Origin of the sequence: uncultured Aquimarina sp. (assembly GCF_947496855.1) — a bacterium.
GTDB lineage: Bacteria > Bacteroidota > Bacteroidia > Flavobacteriales > Flavobacteriaceae > Aquimarina.
The window spans coordinates 549,287-569,760 of sequence record NZ_CANMED010000005.1; the positions used below are offsets into that span (position 1 = coordinate 549,287).

Annotated in this window: 21 protein-coding genes; all 21 read right to left on the reverse strand. The window is 31.7% G+C overall.

From position 1 onward, the window contains the following. Positions 1 to 7: 7 nt before the first annotated feature. Complete coding sequence (locus Q0921_RS17275; protein WP_299259066.1) at positions 8 to 460, reverse strand: YhcH/YjgK/YiaL family protein; 453 nt, start codon at positions 458 to 460, stop codon at positions 8 to 10. Beyond that, positions 457 to 1,290: an NTP transferase domain-containing protein gene (locus Q0921_RS17280; protein ID WP_299259067.1), complete on the reverse strand. Its 834-nt coding sequence runs from the start codon at positions 1,288 to 1,290 to the stop codon at positions 457 to 459. Before Q0921_RS17280 ends, Q0921_RS17275 begins: the two co-directional genes overlap by 4 nt. Then, entirely contained in the window at positions 1,287 to 2,348 is a 1,062-nt protein-coding gene (locus Q0921_RS17285) for an N-acetylneuraminate synthase family protein (RefSeq protein WP_299259069.1), read from the reverse strand. Before Q0921_RS17285 ends, Q0921_RS17280 begins: the two co-directional genes overlap by 4 nt. A gap of 2 nt (positions 2,349 to 2,350) precedes the next feature. Beyond that, positions 2,351 to 3,397 (reverse strand): nucleotidyltransferase family protein, encoded by a 1,047-nt coding sequence (locus Q0921_RS17290; protein ID WP_299259071.1) that lies wholly within the window; start codon positions 3,395 to 3,397, stop codon positions 2,351 to 2,353. A 50-nt stretch (positions 3,398 to 3,447) separates the two neighbouring features. Then, the gene (locus tag Q0921_RS17295; protein ID WP_299259073.1) at positions 3,448 to 4,119 is read right to left on the reverse strand and encodes a PIG-L family deacetylase; all 672 of its coding nucleotides are present in this window, start codon (positions 4,117 to 4,119) and stop codon (positions 3,448 to 3,450) included. Continuing rightward, the gene (neuC, locus tag Q0921_RS17300; RefSeq protein WP_299259075.1) at positions 4,119 to 5,273 is read right to left on the reverse strand and encodes a UDP-N-acetylglucosamine 2-epimerase; all 1,155 of its coding nucleotides are present in this window, start codon (positions 5,271 to 5,273) and stop codon (positions 4,119 to 4,121) included. The genes Q0921_RS17295 and neuC overlap by 1 nt, the downstream gene beginning before the upstream one ends. A gap of 1 nt (position 5,274) precedes the next feature. Then, positions 5,275 to 6,225 carry a GNAT family N-acetyltransferase gene (locus Q0921_RS17305; RefSeq protein WP_299259077.1) on the reverse strand — a complete coding sequence of 317 codons (951 nt, stop codon included), beginning with the start codon at positions 6,223 to 6,225 and terminating at the stop codon, positions 5,275 to 5,277. Then, the gene (gene neuB, locus Q0921_RS17310) at positions 6,225 to 7,232 is read right to left on the reverse strand and encodes an N-acetylneuraminate synthase (protein WP_299259079.1); all 1,008 of its coding nucleotides are present in this window, start codon (positions 7,230 to 7,232) and stop codon (positions 6,225 to 6,227) included. The genes Q0921_RS17305 and neuB overlap by 1 nt, the downstream gene beginning before the upstream one ends. Beyond that, positions 7,232 to 7,873 (reverse strand): NeuD/PglB/VioB family sugar acetyltransferase, encoded by a 642-nt coding sequence (locus Q0921_RS17315; RefSeq protein WP_299259081.1) that lies wholly within the window; start codon positions 7,871 to 7,873, stop codon positions 7,232 to 7,234. Before Q0921_RS17315 ends, neuB begins: the two co-directional genes overlap by 1 nt. After that, positions 7,870 to 9,009, reverse strand: a complete 1,140-nt coding sequence (locus Q0921_RS17320; protein WP_299259083.1) for a LegC family aminotransferase — start codon at positions 9,007 to 9,009, stop codon at positions 7,870 to 7,872. The genes Q0921_RS17315 and Q0921_RS17320 overlap by 4 nt, the downstream gene beginning before the upstream one ends. 4 nt (positions 9,010 to 9,013) lie before the next feature. After that, on the reverse strand, positions 9,014 to 10,201 hold the full coding sequence (locus Q0921_RS17325) for a UDP-N-acetylglucosamine 4,6-dehydratase (RefSeq protein WP_299259085.1): 1,188 nt from the start codon (positions 10,199 to 10,201) through the stop codon (positions 9,014 to 9,016). Between the two features lie 44 nt (positions 10,202 to 10,245). Then, the gene (locus tag Q0921_RS17330; protein ID WP_299259086.1) at positions 10,246 to 10,812 is read right to left on the reverse strand and encodes a hypothetical protein; all 567 of its coding nucleotides are present in this window, start codon (positions 10,810 to 10,812) and stop codon (positions 10,246 to 10,248) included. An 8-nt stretch (positions 10,813 to 10,820) separates the two neighbouring features. Further along, positions 10,821 to 12,038 (reverse strand): UDP-N-acetyl-D-mannosamine dehydrogenase, encoded by a 1,218-nt coding sequence (gene wecC, locus Q0921_RS17335; RefSeq protein WP_299259088.1) that lies wholly within the window; start codon positions 12,036 to 12,038, stop codon positions 10,821 to 10,823. A 2-nt stretch (positions 12,039 to 12,040) separates the two neighbouring features. Continuing rightward, positions 12,041 to 13,165: a non-hydrolyzing UDP-N-acetylglucosamine 2-epimerase gene (gene wecB, locus Q0921_RS17340; protein ID WP_299259089.1), complete on the reverse strand. Its 1,125-nt coding sequence runs from the start codon at positions 13,163 to 13,165 to the stop codon at positions 12,041 to 12,043. Next, positions 13,162 to 14,037, reverse strand: coding sequence for a dTDP-4-dehydrorhamnose reductase (rfbD, locus tag Q0921_RS17345; RefSeq protein WP_299259090.1), 876 nt, complete (start codon positions 14,035 to 14,037; stop codon positions 13,162 to 13,164). Before rfbD ends, wecB begins: the two co-directional genes overlap by 4 nt. A gap of 54 nt (positions 14,038 to 14,091) precedes the next feature. Continuing rightward, positions 14,092 to 15,147: a hypothetical protein gene (locus tag Q0921_RS17350; protein WP_299259092.1), complete on the reverse strand. Its 1,056-nt coding sequence runs from the start codon at positions 15,145 to 15,147 to the stop codon at positions 14,092 to 14,094. Positions 15,148 to 15,219: 72 nt separating this feature from the next. After that, positions 15,220 to 15,765: a dTDP-4-dehydrorhamnose 3,5-epimerase gene (gene rfbC, locus Q0921_RS17355; RefSeq protein ID WP_299259094.1), complete on the reverse strand. Its 546-nt coding sequence runs from the start codon at positions 15,763 to 15,765 to the stop codon at positions 15,220 to 15,222. Between the two features lie 72 nt (positions 15,766 to 15,837). Continuing rightward, positions 15,838 to 16,695 (reverse strand): glucose-1-phosphate thymidylyltransferase RfbA, encoded by an 858-nt coding sequence (gene rfbA, locus Q0921_RS17360; protein WP_299259096.1) that lies wholly within the window; start codon positions 16,693 to 16,695, stop codon positions 15,838 to 15,840. Between the two features lie 59 nt (positions 16,696 to 16,754). Then, the gene (gene rfbB, locus Q0921_RS17365; protein ID WP_299259098.1) at positions 16,755 to 17,768 is read right to left on the reverse strand and encodes a dTDP-glucose 4,6-dehydratase; all 1,014 of its coding nucleotides are present in this window, start codon (positions 17,766 to 17,768) and stop codon (positions 16,755 to 16,757) included. Between the two features lie 11 nt (positions 17,769 to 17,779). Continuing rightward, the gene (locus tag Q0921_RS17370) at positions 17,780 to 18,769 is read right to left on the reverse strand and encodes a hypothetical protein (protein WP_299259100.1); all 990 of its coding nucleotides are present in this window, start codon (positions 18,767 to 18,769) and stop codon (positions 17,780 to 17,782) included. A 2-nt stretch (positions 18,770 to 18,771) separates the two neighbouring features. Beyond that, positions 18,772 to 20,463, reverse strand: a complete 1,692-nt coding sequence (locus Q0921_RS17375; RefSeq protein ID WP_299259102.1) for a hypothetical protein — start codon at positions 20,461 to 20,463, stop codon at positions 18,772 to 18,774. Positions 20,464 to 20,474: the final 11 nt, after the last annotated feature.

Below are 20,474 nucleotides of genomic sequence, written 5' to 3' on the forward strand. Positions count from 1 at the left end.
AGATATTCTAGATCATCGCTTTAACCACAATTTTTCTAACCGCACCAACTTTGTTCTTTACATGAATTGCTGGTTGATGAACATCATTGGGTCCTAAAATAATAAAATCATTTTCTCGCAATATAAACTTTCCGCCATCACCTTTAAACAACTGATAATCATCTTTTTGAACGTACTCGGTAACAGAGGTCATCTCTAAAATATTTGCTAGTGCAATTTTTTCTATTCCTTTTGCTACAAATTGAATGTCAAAATATTTTCTGTGAGCTTCCCATTTGTCCTCATATTCTTCATGAGTTTCATAATCAAAAACCAAAGCAAAAACACGTTCTCCATCTATCTCATGTCTTCCTGTTTCTAAAGTTTCAAAATTTGTACTTTTTAAAAATTGAAGTGCTTTATCAATATTTTCAGATATACCTTCATAAAAACTGGCATTGTTTATTGTATCTAGTATCATAGTTTTAAGTGTAAATGATTCTCCCCTGCATTTAAAGAAATACCGTACTTTTTGGCATAGTTTATTCCTTTTTCTTTATTATTATCAAACGTATTATTTATTTCTTCCATCAATTTAGGTTCTAAACTGCTTTGAACCATTTTGGAATTACTTATGTCCACGATTTTATCTTTAAACAATTTAGAAATTTCAAAAATGCTTGGATTATACATTTGGGGAAAATTATTAAATAGTGATATAAACAGCTGATAATCTCTCAGGTAATCACAAGTAAGTCTTACGTCTGGGTCAAAAAGGTCAGATTCTATAGTGTAATGTCCTATTTTGAAAAAGTCTGGTCTGTTCACAAATGGCCCCCAAATTTCGGTGTCAGAATATTTTTTCATTTCTGCCGCTACCTCTAATGCCTCTGTTCTCATAAAATATGGAGCTATCCCGATAGGTAAGCCTGAAGTGATAATGAAGTCCGAAGGCGTTTTCTTATACCAATCAACCATCGTGTTTGCTATATAATAAGAATGTAATGGATTATCTGCTGTTATGCTCACAAACGCATCAAAACCATAGTATTTTGCTGCCGCCAAAAGCCTTTCCATCACGTCATCTTCAGAACCTGCGTAAAACTTAATTTTATGACTAAGCGCATACTCATACAGCGGTGCATCCTGTGGATTAGTTGATGTACATAATACAACATCATCTATATTCTGAACTAACTTACATCGTTCGATTACGTGATCCAGCACATTACGCCCATTTAATGGTAGTACGATCTTTTGCTTTAATCTACTACTTTTTAATCTTGCTGTTATAAAATAACCTATTTTCATTTATTCGCTTTAAATTGATCACTGTTTTCTTTCCTAAATTCATACTCTACATTTGAAAAATCTATAAAATCATCCATTTCAATATCCTTATTAACGGTTAATCCAATCAATCTAGGAAAGAAACTTTGAAGCATATATGTACTTTCATTAGTTCTTTTAAAGCTCACATTTTCGAGAGAAATCACCTCTCCTTTTTTAATTTTCGTTTTTGCAACGATCGCCTTTTTCATGGGTCCAGTATTACCATAACTTAATTCGGCATCTGACATTGCCAATGTTCCATCCCCAAGTGAAATATTTGCCACATCCATCATTTCTCTAATATTGGCTAATTGTTCTAAGGTTACTGCTGCTTGTGCATCAATTCTTTTTTCACCAAAAGCATGTGTAAAATGTTTTTCACACACGTTAATGCCCAATGGCATCCCCAATGTGGACACATACTCATTTAAAGGGTTTGAGGGATCCGTATGATCCGCATATCCTACAGGGAGATCAAATAAATCCTTTAATTTCAGCATCTTATTAAGGTTGATTTCTTCATATCTAGTCGGATAATTCTGAAAACCATACATTAAGAAAATATCTTCTTGTCCTAAATTATTCAGTGTAGTTATTGCGTAATAAATCTCATCGATAGAAGATCCTCCAACTCCCAAAATTACAGTTCCTTTAAACTTAGATGCCTTCTCCAGTAAAAAATAATCATTGAGCCCCGTAGCATGCAACTCTATTGCAATTATGTTTTTATCAGAATTTTCAATCGCAAAATCAACAGAATCAGGGTCATTACATAACAAAATGGTATCTAATCCTTTTTGGTTGGTATACGAAAGAACGTCTAGCCATTGTTCCTTTGTTAAAAGCCAATTTTTCAAAATATCATAGGCCTCGTGTTTTTTAACAAAGTACTCATCTAAATCCAATAAAAGATGAAATTTTATAGCATCAATTTTGGTGTTTTTACCGTGATCTACTAATGTCTTTAAAAAAGGAATATCCCCTTCATGATGAAAAGCCGTTTCACCAATAAGATAAGGCTGATTTTTTTCTATCATTTTTAAAACTTTATTTTATTAATATCTCTTTGTGCTCTTTCAAAATCTTCATGTTTACCAACATCCAACCAATATCCTGCCAATGGATATGATACTACTTTCAATCCTTCACTAATTAATTTTTCCATTAAATCAGTTGCATTAAAAAAAGAATTCTGTGGTAAAAAACGTAATGCGGAGCGTTTCATTAAATAAATTCCGCCATTAGAATAATATGTATAGGTGGGTTTTTCTTTAAAACTCGTTATTTGCCCATTACTTGTTTCTAATACCGCATAAGGTACATTGACTTGATAAGGTATCGTGACTACAGAGAAATCTGCGCCCTGCTCAATAAAATCTAAAAAAAAGTTTTCATAGTCCAGGTTCGTCAATACATCAGAGTTTGTAATTAGCACATAATCATGTTCAAAATTTGTGATCTTTGAAACGGCACCTATAGTTCCTAATGGTTCATCTTCCCAGACATAATCGATTTTTGTGTTTTTACCACTACCGTCTCCAAAATAACTTTCAATTTGTTCTCCTAAATATTTTACTGACACCCAAAAATCATCTATTCCATATAATGCTAATCTATCAAGATTATGCTCCATGATTGGTTTGTCACCTACTTTTAATAGTGGTTTTGGTGTAGAATCAGTCAACGGCTTTAATCTTGTTCCCATTCCTCCAGCCATAATAACGGCATCTATTGGCAAATATGATCGTGCAATTCTAAAATTAATTACATTAACAACTTTGTCATCTTTGTCAATAACTGGAAGTATTTTAAAATTGCTTTCTCTATATTCTACAATTTTTTGAATGTTTTCTTCTCCCTTTTTTATAAATCGAGGGTTATCTTGTATAATATCATTTACCCTGCTATCGATTGTAATACCTTTTATAAGTCCTCTTCTAACATCTCCATCTGTTAAAGAACCTATAAGTTTATCGTCCTTATCAACCATAAATAAAATGGCATCTCCTGCTAGTTCATCTAATTTCAAAAGAGCTTGCTTAATTGTACTTTCTGTTTGCAGTAGATGTTCTTTATAATTTCTCATTAAATTGTTTAGTTATTATTAATAATAAAAACACAAACCTGTATCAACATTTATTTATCTATCCATTTTAAAACCTGAAAAGCCTCTGCATACTCAACTCCTGCAACTGCTCCTCTATAAACCGCCAAAGCTTCTATATTTCTAATACTTCTTGGAAAAGGGTGTTCTCCTAATTCTGATTTATATATTTTCATAATTTTGTTCTTCTCCAATTGATATTTACTAATATCTACGAAATAAGTAGGGATGAAAATATTTTCTGGTAATGCTGGAGCAAATTCGGTCTCGGATATACACTCATACATTAATACCTTTTTAATAAATGGGTATCTGAACGATTTTGTACATGCCATTGTTGCCTTAAATGAGATCAAATGATCCGAATGAGCATCTGATCTGTTCAAAACATAAATAATCTCGGGCTTTGATTCGTTAAACACTTCACTTATCATCGGAATCATTTTTATTAATGAATCATCCGTTAAGGTCATCGTAGGAAAGTCAAGTTTATATACTTGATTGATTCCTAAATTATTTTTTACTTGTTCTATTTCATCTTGTCTTGATGACACTCTTTCTTCACTAAAACCTTGATCTGTAAATATGTTTGTTGTTATCAACCAATCAATTTTATCTCCATCATCTTTGTGTTTCAGTAGGGTTCCTCCACAGCCTAAAATTTCATCATCTGGATGAGCCGATATAACAATTACATTTTTCATTAATACGTAATATTTTTGTAGATCAAATTATTGTCCAATTTTATTTTTTTTAAAATCTCCTTTACTTTTTCTGTTGTATCTCCATTTCCATATGGAGAATCTGAGTTTTCTACACGTTTTAAAAATTCTTTATCGGTTCTCACCTTATTTATAGCCTCTTTTATTTCTAATTTATTGTGATCTATAAACAGTACATTATTTCCGTGTATTCTACCTCGTTGTCTACTTCCAATATTTATTGCTGGCAACCCAAAAGAGGGCGCTTCTAGTAAACCTGAACTTGAGTTACCTATCAAAGAAGTGGCATTTCTAAGTAGATTTACATAATTTAATCTATCAAGGTTCTTAAAAACAAAAAGAGATTCGTTCTTTGAAGTATATTCATCGATAACCTCAATTATTTCTCTATTTCCAGCATCAGAATTTGGATAATTAACCAAGCATTTAATATTTGATTCTAATATTGCATCTAATATAACTTCCATCTGCCTTCTTTGATCTTCAATCTCTGTAATTATTGGATGTTTAATTAAAACAAGGTAGTCATAACTTTCAATATCAAAACCAATATTATCTGATACTTGTTTTCTGCTTAGTTTTGGGGTTGAGACAATATTATCTATTGCTGGATTTCCTACTACAAATATTCTATCTTCTTCCTCTCCTAGTTTTATAAGCGTCTTTTTATGTTCTTCTAGCGTCACAAAATGAAGATGAGCATATTTACTTGCCGCGTATCTTGTTGAATTATCGATATTACCATCTTTGGCAATATCTCCTCCAAAAAAATGCGCAACAGGTATATCCAGATATGCTGCAGTCATTGATACCGATATAGCTTCTTCGCGATCACCTGCTACTAATACCAAATCTGGTTTTTCTCTCTGAAAAGTCTGAGCAAACGCGGGTATTTGATTTCCAAGCGAAATAATTCTACCTATTTTCTCGCTAGTATCCACCAAGTTATAAATCCTATCGGCAATTGGATATTTTTTATCCTCTATATTTTTTATAGTTTTTCCAAATGTGTCGGATAAGTGTGCCCCTGTTACTATAATTTTGAACTCAAAAAAATCATCCTCATGTAGTTTGTCATAAAGGCTGCTTAATAAATCAAATTCTGAGCGAGCTCCTGTGATTGCAAGTATTTTCATCTTAAAATATATCTGAATCTAAAAATCTATAATGCCAATTTTTGTAACGTAAAATTGCTTCATTTTCTATCAAAGGAATGACTCCAAAGTAAGTGTTGAATCCTGTTTCTTTAAAACCCAACTTTTCTAAACCAATGTGCTCTTCGGTGTGAAGGTTACTCCATAAGTTAATCTTAGCATTATACTTCTCCATAAGTTCAGAAACACTTAAACTAACCATGTTATTTGTGTTATTCATATTGTAGAAAAACTCCATGATATCTATTTCACCGTTATATTCTTTGAAAAACATAATAGACACAATACCTCCATTCTTTCTCCCTACCAAAGCCTTGTAATCATTATCGGGGTTATCCAACAACCTCCACAACATATTATCTACATCCCTCTTTATCAAAACTTGATTAGACTCTGCAGCTTGTAGTTTCGAAATATTTTTAATTAGTTCTGGCGATACTTTTTCGATTTGAAAACTTATAGAATTATCCTTATTCTTTATAGGTCTATAATCTTGAGGAATAACACTAAAAATATTCAGAGCTGATAGATCTTGCCAATTCAAATATTTTCGAAAGCCATAATGCGAATTGTGATTTGCAAAACCATACACGGCAATAAATCCTTCTTCCTTTAAATTATCAAAAAGAGAACCTGCAAGTAATTTAAAATACCCTTTACCTCTATGATCTGGGTGAGTCATTGTCATGTTGGATAAAGCAACTTTATATTCACTACCTCCATGAGATAATATCATTGGAGATACTGCATAATAGGCAGCCAAAACACCATCTTCAATAATGTAAGAAATAAAAACCTTTTCATTATTGGGGTTTTTCAAAAATCGCCAATTCCAGTATTCTTTATCAAAATCAACATTAAAGGAAGCCTCAAAAGTTTCTTTAATTAACTCAAGGGAAACAGACTTATGGTGAAAAATTTCAACTTTATTCATTATTTAATTATTAGTTCGTCTTCGTCAAATTCTTTTATGGCTTTAGCGCCTATCACTTCGTCCCATAGCATAGGGGAAATTCCAGTACCGGGTCTTTTAACAGTAATATTTTGAATAGTAAAGACCTCTCCTTTTTTGATTTTTTTGGTGGCAACAATACTTTTTCTGGCAACACTTTTGTTCTGTGCTTCACTATCACTAGGCTCTTTTCGTCCGTGACCAAAGGCGACTTCTATATTTCTAATTCCCTGTACCATGGCCTTTAGTTCTTCTGGCTCTAAAGATGCTCTATGATCTGGACCTTCCATTGTTTTGTCAAGCGTAAAATGTTTTTCGATAACGGTCGCTCCTAAAGCAACAGCTGCAATCGGAATTTCAATTCCAAGTGTATGGTCCGAATATCCTATAGGTACGTCAAATTCTTTTTTTATGGTATTCATTGCCAGCATATTAACATCCTTCATTGGTGTAGGGTATTGAGTATTACAATGTAATATTGAAATCTGACTTTTATGAGCCCCCGCATCAATTAATACATTCATGGCATCTCTTATTTCTTCTATAGTAGCCATTCCTGTTGATATTATAATCGGCTTGCCTAACCCTCCTATTTTTCTCAAATAAGGTAAATTAGTAATTTCTCCTGAAGGAATCTTAAATAAATCTATATTTAATTTATTTAAAAAGTCAATACTATCTAAATCAAAAGCGGTAGATAAGAATGTAATACTTTTTGTATTACAATAATCAATTAACTCCAAGTGCATCTCTTTGCTTAGTTCAAGCTTTTGAAGCATCTCCAATTGTGATTCAGAAGTGTTATTAGTAGTTTCCTTTTGATAGGATGCCTTCTCAGCATTCTTGCTTACTAATTTTTTTGAATCGAAGGTTTGAAATTTAACATAATCAACACCTGCAGAAGCGGCAGCATCTATTAGTTTTTTAGCAAGATCAATACTTCCATTATGGTTTACTCCTGCTTCAGCAATAATTAAGGTTTTTTTCATTACTTTTTGTTTTTTGCCGGTACTCCAATCATACAAGTTTCATCTGATACGTCTTTTGTGACTACTGCTCCGGCGCCTATTTTGTTTTTAGACCCAATTTTTAAATATTGCAGTATTGAAGCATTGGTACCTATCAGGTTTTCATCTTCGATCATTACCCCACCAGAAATAACGGCACAAGGATTTAAAACATTATATGAGCCTATTATACAATCATGCCCAATATGAACACCTCTATTAATATAGTTGAAGGATTTAATTGCTATATCCACGGTAAAAACACATTTAGTCGTAATTATGTTGCCTATTCCTAATTTTACACTTTCGTCCAGATGTACATCTGGGTGAATCACATTTGGGAATTCAAAACTTGGATTGTTTTGATAGATTTGTACAATCTTTTTTAATCTATTAGTATCTCCTATACCAAATACTATCGAAACATTTTCTTTTTGATTATTTATAAAAGTAGATTCTTTTATTATTGACAATTTTCTGCTACCTATCTGCAATGATTCGTTATTATCCACATCCACGAACCCTTTGAAATCATATGTTCTATGGAGCGCATTAATTTCTTCTATTAGTAAATAAATCTCTTTTGCAGCTCCTCCTGCCCCAATGATATATATCGGCTTCATATTATAACACTACTAGGAATATTTATAACACGTTCTTCAAACCATTGCGAATTTTCTAAATTACTGGTTTGCGCATTTTTAAACATCACTAAACTATTCATCAATTTCCATATTGGTCTGGTCATTATACCATTATCATTTGTTTCTTTAAGAAAATTATCTCTTTCTTCAAGATTTTCTAAAATAATTGCATTCAACCAATAATTAGCGGTTGTTTTATCGGGTTCGGTAATAAATGTAAACGATGTATTTTCAAAAAATGTCTGATATTTTTTTGCCAGATTTCTCTTTTTCTCTAAAAACAAAGGAAGTTTTTCCATTTGTGCACATCCTAGAGCAGCATTTATATTAGGTAATCTATAGTTATATGCAATCATATCATGCTCAAAGTCCCAGCGATGTGGAATTTTTGCCGTTGTTGTGATATGCTTTGCTTTTTTTGCCAACTTTTCGTCATTGGTAACAATCATACCACCACCACCTGTAGTTATCGTTTTATTTCCATTAAAACTAAAAGTACCTAAAAGGCCAAAAGTACCCGTATGCCTATCATTACAATAACTCCCAAGAGATTCTGCTGCATCCTCAACAACATCTAGATTGTACTTATCGCAAACAGTTACGAGTTCTTTAATCCTCAAGGGCAAACCAAAAGTATGCATAGGGACAACAGCTTTTATTCTTCTTTTTGAAGTTTTATTGATACATTGCCCGTTTATTATTTCTGTATTTTTTGATAAAAAATCTTCTAATTTTTCTGGAGACAAGCCCAAAGTATCTCTATCCACATCTACAAAAACTGGGTGTGCCCCAATATAACTCAGTGCGTTTGCAGTAGCAATAAAAGTTAATGGTTGAGTTATCACCTCATCATTTTGTTCTACTCCTGTCATTAACAAAGCAATATGTAATGCTGCTGTTCCATTCACTGTAGCTATAGCATATTTCGCCCCAGTAAATCGCTTCATTTCTTCTTCAAATTGATCTACAAATTTTCCAACGCTAGAAACAAAAGTGCTATCTATACAATCGTTAAGATACTTTTTTTCATTTCCAATGAAAACAGGTGCATGTAATGGGATAAAATCATCCGTATTGTATGTTTCTTTTACAAAGGATATAAATTCTTTGTGCATATATTTACATTTTACTGTCCAAATATTTACCTGTTTCCTTATGTCCAAAATCAGGAATCATTTCAAAAAACAATTCCACTATTTCTTCCTTATTCCAGTTTTTATTTTTTTTCATATCCTGAATTTTTCTGGTAAAAAGTTCAATCTTCTCGTTGTCAAAATTCAAATCATTTTTAATAATTCCAAGGTTATGAAACCTATTCATATCTAGTGTCTCTTTTTCTGTAAAGAACTCTTCAAAATCTTTTTCTCCTGTTGTGTCACTTTTAGAAAATAAACAAGGCCATTTGCCTTGTTCGGGTAATGTCTTTATTAATTCTCTTGCTTCATTTTCATCACTGCATAAATATGGTTCATACCCCAATGCGTCCAGGTATTTTACCGCTATATCCGCAAAAGAAATAAGGTGTAAACTTTCACTTAATTTAGGAAAAAATATATCTCTATTCTCACCAAAAATGCATGACATTAAACACAATTCTCCTGATTCTTTCGGTATTACGAAATATCTTTTTATATCATTAGGAGCTACTATAGGTTGTCTCTTTTTAATTCTTTGATCAAATCCATATAATAGAGAACCATCAGAAAACGCCACATTGGCAAACCTGGCAGTGGATATCTTAATATCCTTGCTTCGTTTCATCAGGTACATTTCCATTATACGTTTTGATGCTCCCATCATATTAACAGGGTTTGCCGCCTTATCAGTGGACACACAAAAGTATTTTTTGGTTCCTTTTTTTATCGATTGAAGTAGTGTTTTTTCAGTATTAAAAATATTGACATAAATCATTCGCATCAACGTAAAAGGGTCTTTTTCGCTCCTTACGTGCTTTAGAGCTGATAGATTCAACACATAATCATATTGACCATCATTAGCAATAAATGCATCATATTCTTCTGAACCTATATCTAAAGCAAATGTTTGAAAATCTCCCTCAATATACCCAAAAGAACTTCTTACGTCTCGCACAAGTTCCACCATATTGTTCTCACTTATGTCAACAACATGTAATTTTTTTGGATTTCTTTTGAAGATTTCTTTTGTGACCGCCTGACCTATTGAACCTGCTCCACCAATAACCAAAAAAGATGATGATGATACAATTTTCGCTAATTCACCTTCATTATTAGCAATATCTTCTGAAAATAGTTCATTAGTTCTACCTATCAAATTCAATACATTCATAAACTATCTAGTTATGGAATTAATATAAAATATTGTAAAGATTCTTAGTTCGATATATATGAGTCCTGAAATTCTTCTTTCAGTAAATTCTGTTTAGCACTCATGTTCCTCACTCCAATTATGGTTTTTTCAAAGGCTTCAATATTGGTACTAAAAGACCTAAAAACAACGTATTCATCTTTATATTCCTTCGCTGTTTTAAGATTTAACCAATAACTTTCAATTCCAGTTTTCTTAAAGTTTTCTGCAAGAAATTCTAGATCGTCCTTATACGGATAATTTTGTATGAAAACAGCGTAATTGCCGCTTTTCAATAATTCAATATCTTCTGTTTTAAAAAAGATTTTATAAATATACTTGTTTTCGCTTAGATGGTTAACCTGAAACTTAGTTACAATAATACCATCACCTTTAAACTCTTTATCATTTAACTGTACAATATTACTTGGTAATTTGACTTTCTTTTCTTCTACTTCCTTTTTGTCAGTTTTATCGTTGATAGATTCTTCTGTATTTACATCCTCTTTATTTTCTTTTCTTTTGTCGTTATTACAAGAAAACAAAAAGGTTACTACAGTAAGAATAACTAATAATAGCTTTCTATAATTCATTATTTTGTTTATTTATTCAAGATACCACAAAAATCCAATATTACCGTATCCTTAGAAACGCTCAATGTTTTAAATTCTTTATGCGCAACTAAAAAAACAACGATATCAGCTTTTTTAGCTGCTTCTTGATAATTTGTCAATTTAAACACGCTATGTGTTTCTATATTTGGTTCTACGATATAATATTCTTCGTTATTCGCATTTTGAAGTACTTTTTGTGCGATATATTTTGCTGGTGATTCTCTTAGATCATCAATGTCCGGTTTGAATGCTAGACCCATTATTGCAATACTAGGTTTTCTTCCATGTTTTAACTGAAATTCTAGCTTTGCATTTTTGACTTTCTCCGCACACCAAAAAGATTTATAATTGTTTATTTCTCGTGCTTTTCCAATAATTTGAGATTCCATTGGATAATCAGCAACTATGAAATACGGATCAACTGCTATACAATGTCCTCCTACACCACATCCAGGTTGCAAAATATTAACTCTCGGGTGCTTATTAGCTAAATCTATTAACTCCCAAACATTAATATCTGCTTTGTCACAGATTAATGATAGTTCATTAGCAAATGCAATTTGAACATCTCTAGAAGAATTTTCAACTAATTTACACATCTCTGCTGTGCGGGCATTTGTTTTATGTAGTTCTCCTTTTATAAACTGTTGATAAAAAGCCACAGCTTTCTCTGTAGATGCTGAATCTATTCCACCAATCACTCGATCGTTATGCACTAACTCATACATAACGTTACCTGGCAACACTCTCTCTGGACAGTATGCAATATTAAGGTTCCCTTTTAACTCAGGTCTTTCAGAATAAATCAACTCCATCATTTTCTCCGTAGTTCCAACAGGAGAAGTAGACTCAATAATATAAAGATCACCTTTCTTTAATAATGGTAGGACAGCTCTTGTTGCCGCCTCAACAAAAGAAATATCGGGTTCATTTTTATCTTTAAAAGGTGTAGGGACAACTATCAAATAGTTATCTCCTTCAACAGGTTCAGTTGCTGCTCTTAAATATCCATTGTTAACTGCTTCGGAAACAGCCTCATCTAATTCTGGTTCTATAATGTGTATTTCTCCAGCATTAATCGTATCCACTACTTTTGGATTCACATCAACACCATGCACATATATTCTATTCTGAGCAATTAAAGCAGCTGTTGGGAGCCCTATATATCCCAAACCAACCATTACAACACTTGGCTTCTTATTCATTTTTACAATTTTGATATATATTCTACTATTCTCTGACAAGCTTTTCCATCTCCATATGGGTTATGTAATTTACTCATACTTTCATAAGATTCTTTGTCATTCAATAGTTGTTGTGCTTCTTTTATTATTCTTTCTTTATTGGTACCTACCAAAATTACTGTTCCTGCATCTACAGCCTCAGGTCTTTCTGTTGTATCCCTCATCACTAATACTGGTTTACCTAAACTTGGTGCTTCTTCTTGAACACCTCCGCTATCAGTAATTATTAAATATGATTGATTCATTAACCATACAAATGCAGGATATGAAAGTGGCGCTATTAAATGTATATTATCAACTTTATCTAACAACTCATATACCGGTTTTTGGACATTAGGGTTTAAATGTACTGGATATATAATCTGGACATCTGAATTTTTTATTGCAAGCTGTTTTAAAGCCTCACAAATATTTATAAATCCCTGACCATGATTTTCCCTTCTATGTCCTGTAACTAGGATTAATCTTTTGCTAGCATCTACAACCTTCTTAAGGTTGTCTATTTCATCATCATTAAAGCCATCATTATTAACCTTATTTACACTAAATTGTAATGCATCAATGACAGTGTTTCCTGTAATTAATATAGAATCTTCAGATTTACTTTCCTTTACTAAGTTTTGTTTCGAGGTATCTGTAGGAGAAAAGTGAATATCAGAAATAACGCCTGTCACACATCTATTCATTTCCTCTGGAAATGGAGATTTCATATCAAAAGTCCTTAAACCAGCCTCTACATGACATACTTTTGCTCCCGAATAAAATGCTGTTATACTTGAGGCCATTGTTGTTGTTGTATCTCCATGTACGTAAACAAAATCCGGATTAAATTCTTCCAATACAGGCTTTAACTCTGTTATAATATCAGAAGTTAATCCATGTAGGTTTTGATTGGGTTTCATCAAGTCTAAGTCATAATCTGGTACAATCTCAAAAAAAGATAATACTTGATCTAACATTTCCCGATGTTGGGCAGTGATACAAACTTTTGTTTCAAAAACATCTGAGTGCTTTTGAAATTCTTTTACTAAAGGAGCCATTTTTATAGCTTCTGGTCTTGTTCCAAAAACGATTAGGTTTTTTTTCATCTAGTATTTGATTGTAATTTTTTCAATGAATCCTTCCAATTCAAAATATTTAAACTAAAAGATTCCATACTTTTCTTTTTATTTAAAACACTATAGTCCGGCCGTTTTGCAAAAGTAGGGTAATTATCTATTTTTTCTAGTTTAATAGTGTCAACTTTGCCTAAGTTATAAATTATTTCTTTTGCAAAGTCATACCAAGTTGCTTCACCTTCATTGCTAAAATGATAAATACCGTATTTATCAACTTTGCTCCTAATAATTTCTAGTACAAACTCTGCTAAATCATTAGCGTTTGTAGGTGACCCTGTTTCGGAAGTTATTATTGATAGTTTTTTTTCTGTCCTTGATTTCTTTATAATCGTTTTGAAAAAATTATTCCCAAATTCTGAATATAACCATGAGGTTCTTATAATGAAGTACTTTTTAAGTATTTCCTGAATGTATTGTTCTCCTTTTAATTTAGATTTTCCGTATTCATTAATAGGGTTGGGTATATCATTTTCTATATAGGGAGTATTTTTATTTCCGTCAAAAACATAATCTGTCGATATATGGATCAATCGAACATCATTTACTTTACAAGCTTCTGCTATATTCTTTGTTCCTTCAGCGTTAATTAAAAAAGCTTTTTGAGATTCTTTTTCAGCTTTTTCTACATTGGTATAGGCGGCACAATTAATAACATAATCAAAATGATTTTCTTTAAGAAAACTACTAATTGATTCGTTATTCGTAATGTCAAATTCTTTAGAATTTGTAAAAACTAATTCCAAATTAATAAAATTTGCACTTGCCAGTTTAATACACTGACCTAATTGTCCTTTACTTCCAGTAACCAATACTCTAATATTACTTCTGTCTTGGCTATTCATTATTATTTGACGGCTTTATTTTGGAATAGATCAGTCATTAAACAGTAATAATTATTAATGTTGTGAATTATTATACTTTTTTAAATAGTTGTTTAAAGACAATAAACTAAGTATTATAAAACTAAGTAGTATTAAAAACAAAGGAAGTAATACTTTTTTCTTTGTTAAGAAATCATTTACTCGTCCTCCTTTATCTGGAAAATCAGAGATTACATTGACAATATTTTCCGTATTTGCCTTTTTATTATTAAGATTTTGAATTTCGTAATTAAGCGTTTTTGAACGATCTAATAGAGTAATTTCTGAGCGATCTAACTGATTACTGTCAGAAGATAAATTTATACTTGTTCCCGAAGTTCCTTCCGGCTTTTTAAGTTCCAAGATTTTTAGTTCTTGGTAAAACATTTTTAAAGAATCTACTTGTTTTAATTGTTCTTCAATAGTTTTTTCGCTTAATTCAATGTTTAGATCATTCGTTGTTTTCTGTGTTTTGAAATATTTATTGTTTTCGATAGATCTAACGATTGCATTTTGACATTTTTTTGCTACTTCAGGATCAGTAGCATTTAATTCTATTTTATGGAATCTTGCATTAATGTTGTTAAAATTTTCTAAATACTCTTGATAACTAAAACTTATTCTAGAAACAGAATCCAGCGTAGAAATAAAATCACTAAACTGTCTTAATTTTTGATTTTCATCCGTAAATGCTTCAATTTCAATTTTGGTAATAGTTGCTGCCTCTTTATCAGATATTTTCAAAGACGCTGCTAAAGTTTTAAACACCTCTTCTTTTGCTAGTTCATTATAAAACTCTACATTATTATATAATTGTTGCGTACTACTAAAATTCGGCTCTACAATCATTGAAGATCTGTAAATAGGTTTTGAAACCGAATCCCAATACCAACCTATAGCTAAACCAACTACACCTACTATCACAAATTTTATAAAATGTAATCTAATGAACTGAAGAAAAAGTATGACTAGATGAAATAATCCTTTAAAAATATTTCTAATAAATCGAAATAGTTTGTTAAACGCATCTCCTATCAATTTAAATAACTGTCCTAAATCTATTTCCTCAGAGGTGTTTTCTTTATTGTTCATAATCAGTTACTGTTGATCCTTTAAAAGTGCCGCAAAGGTACTGTGTTTTCTAAAAATAAAAAGAACTTTGTGTTATTTATTTAATTCATTAAAATTAGGTAAAATATTATCTTTCCCTGATAATAAAATTTCTGATAATTTTAATTGCCAATCAATTCCTAAAATTGGATCATCATATCTAATGCCGGATTCGGCCTCTTTATTATAATAATTGTCGCATTTATAGTTAAAAACAGCTTCATCACTTAACACAATAAATCCGTGAGCAAAGCCTCTTGGAACAAATAATTGGTAATTATTTTGATTATTTAATTCTATTGTAAAATGTTTTCCAAAAGTAGGTGAATCCTGTCTTAGGTCTACAGCTACATCTAAAACGCTACCCCTTGATACTCTTACTAGCTTTGCTTGAGCATATTCGCCTTTTTGGAAATGCAGCCCTCTTAAAACTCCTCTTGTAGAAATTGACTGGTTGTCCTGAACAAAGTCTATATCCAACCCTGTTACTTCTTTAAATTTATTCTTATTAAAGCTCTCAAAAAAAGAACCTCTTTCATCCTTAAATACTCTTGGCTTTAATATAAAACAACCTTTTATAAATGTTTTTTCTATTTGCATATGTATTCTGTTATACCTTATATCTATTAAAGCTGGATTCCAGCCTACGCTGGAATGACAAAAAAAAGAATATTAATCCAATTGCAATAAATATTTACCGTAACCACTTTTAACTAAAGGTTTTGCCAACTCCTGAAGCTGTTCTTTAGTTATAAAGCCTTGTTTATAGGCTATTTCTTCGATTGAGCCAATCTTCAATCCTTGTCTTTCTTCAATTACCTGAACAAATTGTGAGGCTTGCATAAGCGAATTAAAAGTTCCAGTATCTAACCAAGCAGTACCCTTATCTAATATGCTTACTTTTAATTTTGCTTGTTTAAGATATTCATTGTTTATATCAGTGATCTCTAATTCTCCTCTTTCACTTGGCTTGATATTTTTAGCGATTCTAACAACCTCATTATCATAAAAATAAATTCCCGGAACAGCATAATTAGACTTGGGGAATTTTGGTTTTTCTTCTATTGATATTGCATTTCCTTTGCTATCAAAATCCACTACACCGTATCTTTCAGGGTCCTGCACGTGATATGCGTAGATGATTCCTCCACTCGGATCATTATTACTTTCTAAAAGTTCTTCCAAACCAGAACCGTAAAAAATATTGTCTCCTAAAACCAACGCAACCTTATCTTTTCCAATAAATTTTTCGCCAATAATAAATGCTTCTGCTAATCCATTCGGTTCTTTCTGAACTGCATATTCAAACACACATCCATATTTTTTACCATCTCCTAATAATTTTTCGAATAAAGGTACATCCTGTGGAGTAGAAATAATTAAAATTTCTCGAATTCCCGCAGATATTAAAGTAGAAAGCGGATAATAAATCATCGGTTTATCATATACTGGCATTAATTGCTTACTTATTGCTAAGGTAAGCGGATGCAAACGTGTTCCTGACCCTCCTGCTAATATGATTCCTTTCATTTTTAAATGTTATTGTGAAGGATAACATCCCCCTAGCCCCCTTCAAAGGGGTAATATCGTTAGCTTTTATATTTTTCTAAATACCAATTAATGGTTTTTTCTATTCCTGATTCGAAATTTTCTTCAGCAGTCCAACCTAATTCATTTTCTATTTTAGATGCATCTATAGCATATCTAAAATCATGACCAGGTCTATCGGTTACAAAAGTAATTAAATCAAGATACGATTTTTGATCTTTTAAGGGTTTGACGCTGTCCAGAATTTCACATATTGTTTTGGCTATGTATATATTCTCTCTTTCATTTTTGCCTCCAATATTATAAGTCTCTCCTAATCTTCCTTTTTCTAAAACCAAATCAATTCCTTTACAATGATCTAACACATACAACCAATCTCTTATGTTTTTACCATCTCCATAAATAGGAATGTTCTCTCCAGAAACTGCTTTTCTTATAATGGTAGGGATTAGTTTTTCATCATGTTGTCTTGGTCCATAATTATTAGAACAATTGGTAGTGACCACAGGCAAACCATATGTATGAAAGTAACTTCTCACCAACATGTCAGAAGATGCCTTGGAAGCACTATATGGGCTGTTAGGCGCATAAGATGTTTGCTCCGTAAAAAGACCTGTCTCTCCAAGAGTTCCATATACCTCATCTGTAGAAACATGAAGAAATCTACAATTCTCTTTTCCTTCTTTAAAAGTATTTGGGGCATCCATCCAACTTTGATACGCAGCCTGCAACAAATTAAAAGTACCAACAATATTGGTGTTTATAAAAGCGCCTGGATTACTTATCGAATTATCTACATGAGACTCTGCCGCAAAATGCACAACCGTATCAATTTTGTGTTCTGAAAAAACTTTTTGAACTAAACTAACATCACAAATATCTCCTTTTATAAAGGTGTAATCACAAGCATCATTTATATTGATGTTGTCAAGATTTGCTGCATATGTTAAACTATCAAGATTGATTAATTCTGCTTCTCTTGACTTTGATTTATAATTCAAATAATTTGACCCTATAAATCCAGCTCCTCCTGTTACTAAAATATTTTGTTTCATCAATTTTATAGTTATAAATTTTCTTTAGTGAAGCTTCCCATCTGTCTAAAAATAAATAATACAAAATATCCAATACTTGCTATAAAGCACAAAAGTATCGGAAGAAAAATAATTATTCTCTTCTGAAGGGCTTTTTTTGTTATAACTACATCAGAATTGCTAACAACTGAAAAGACTTTATTCAATATATTAACTGATTTTTCATCCGACTTTATGGCATTCATAATCTTAGATTTTTGCTCCAATAAAGATGCTAGTTTGCTAGTTTGGGTTTCGTCAGAAACAATAACCAATTCCTTATTATTATGTTCTAAATTAGATTTTTCTACAACCTTGGCCAAATAGTCATCTATAAATTCTAGAGAGGCTTTATTATTTTTTACAGATTCCTTAGCTTGTCTGATATTAAGTTCTATCTCTTCCTTAAAATGCTCATTATTATAAATTGACTTTAATAAAGTCTCTGTAATTAATTTATTATAACTTTTTTCCTCATTAAAAAAGACTTTTATTACATGATATTGATAAAAATAAGTAAACTTATCACTAGTCATTTCCTTTTGAGAAAAATCCTGCATCGTATATTGAAAATTCTTATCTTGATATTCTCTGTGCAAATAATCAAAGATATCCTCTATAGCTAATATAGGCTCGATTTTTACGGTTTTAATATTTTCTATCCATTCTTTCTGTAACCCTAGTGATTCTAAATATTTTTCATCATTTTTTCTTTGTGGAATGGCGTCAATAATATTATAGATGTACCTAATCGAATTTATTTTTGGCTCAATAATAACTTCTTGCTTAATAATCTCTGTACCTAATTTGCCATCTAAAAAATATCCTCCAATGATTCCAACAATAATCAGAATCAAGAAAAGCCAAGCCTTTTTAATATAGAACCTAATAGATTGATATATTAATCTAATCAAATATCTGAAAAAGTCACCTGCCGGACTCAAAATTTGCTTTAAATAAACTTCATCATTTTGATATTCCATATTTAATTTTCTTTAAATATCTGTTCTAAAATCTTCTCAGTAATTAAATACGTTGGTTTTACTCCTGTTGTTCCTAGTCCTCCTGATGCTAATGTACTGCCTGTTTCTAATGGATTATCAGATGCGTAGTACGCATAATTTACTTTTACGTCAGCACTAATACTTCCGCGTAACTTTGAGGCAGATTGAATTGCTTTTTGATAATGAGCACCTTCCATTTCTAATCCGATTACATTCCAGGTAGAATCATGAAAGAACTTTAATATATCCCTGTTTTGTAAAGAAGTCCCTAACACAGTGATCATTGAACCATCATAAATATCAATTCCATGTCCTTCTAAGTCTTCTTTTTTCAGTCCATTATCAAAAGGGTAATTATCAGCTGTTCCTTCAAAAACATGAGCAGAAGGTATCATGATATCTCCTTTTCCTCCCTCGAGAATACCCGCTTTTCCCATCAGAGAGACTGATTTAACATTGAGATGTTTTCTTTCTTCTGGTTTTACATATGGTTTTAGCAGTTCATCCATAGTCTCGTATGCTTGTTCTCCAAACGCATAATCCATTACAATAATTACTGGTTTATCTTCCTTTTTAACATCCGATATAAATGACGCATATGCCCCTTCTGCATGTTTTGACGTATCAAATATCTGAACATTAATATTTGTTCCGCTTTGATCCTCTAAATAGGTCATTCCTTTCTGTAGGGCTAGTTTTTCTACTCTAGCTCTAAGTTTATCATTCTTGCTTTCACTAAGCAATTCATAAATATCAAAAGTAGTCTTATTCTTTAGTTCTGTTTTTAAAGCAATTGGGGCGTACAAAGTATTCATCACACTATGCATATTCGCGCTTATGATATGTATGGGTCTTTCTAATAAATTGAGTTGTTCCAATTTATTTTTTATGCTATTTGCCCATCGCTCTCCATGAATATGATGTCCTAGACGTTCTCTTAAAACTGGACTAAAAGTAACAATTCTCTTATTTCCATTAACAGATTCATCAATTGCTAACTTACCTAACCAATAAATTATATGAAGAAACCGCTCTTTATTCTCGGGACAAGAAAAGCTACCGTAGATAGAGGTTACTTCTTGAAAAGTTCTCCCTAATATGTTAGCAGTATGCGTTAGCGCAACTTCTCGTTCTGCCTTTGTAAGTTCTTTTTTAGAGGTTACTGCGTTTTCTAATTTATCCCAATCTCTCGTTACATTTCCTTCCTCGTTGATCACCACTCGATTCATAATTTTATGAGATTCGATAAACAAAAAAGTAAGGTGTGTAAGAATATCATAAATCTCTGATCTTCCGCGAGTAATCTCGATATTCATCTGTTCATTATCAATTCTATAACAATTTCTTCTTCTTTTTGGAGGAACAATTGCTTTAAAATGTGAGTTTTTATATCCTTCTTCACTAGTAAGATTTATATAGCGACATTCTTCAATTCCGATTGGCAAACGATCGATTACATATAATAACCCATCTAACTCTACTTTTTCTTCTGCTACCGAACCATAAATTTCCGGACGAAGTGTTAGTAATCCTTCTCTTAATGTATCTCCAGAAACTCCCATAGGTTTATAAAAACCTCTATTGAATAGATGCCTCATGGTAATATACATGCGTTCTATGGCACTTGAGCTTTCTTGAGATCTTGTTCTTCCTTGTAATTTCAAATTTGGCATAAATTTTTCCA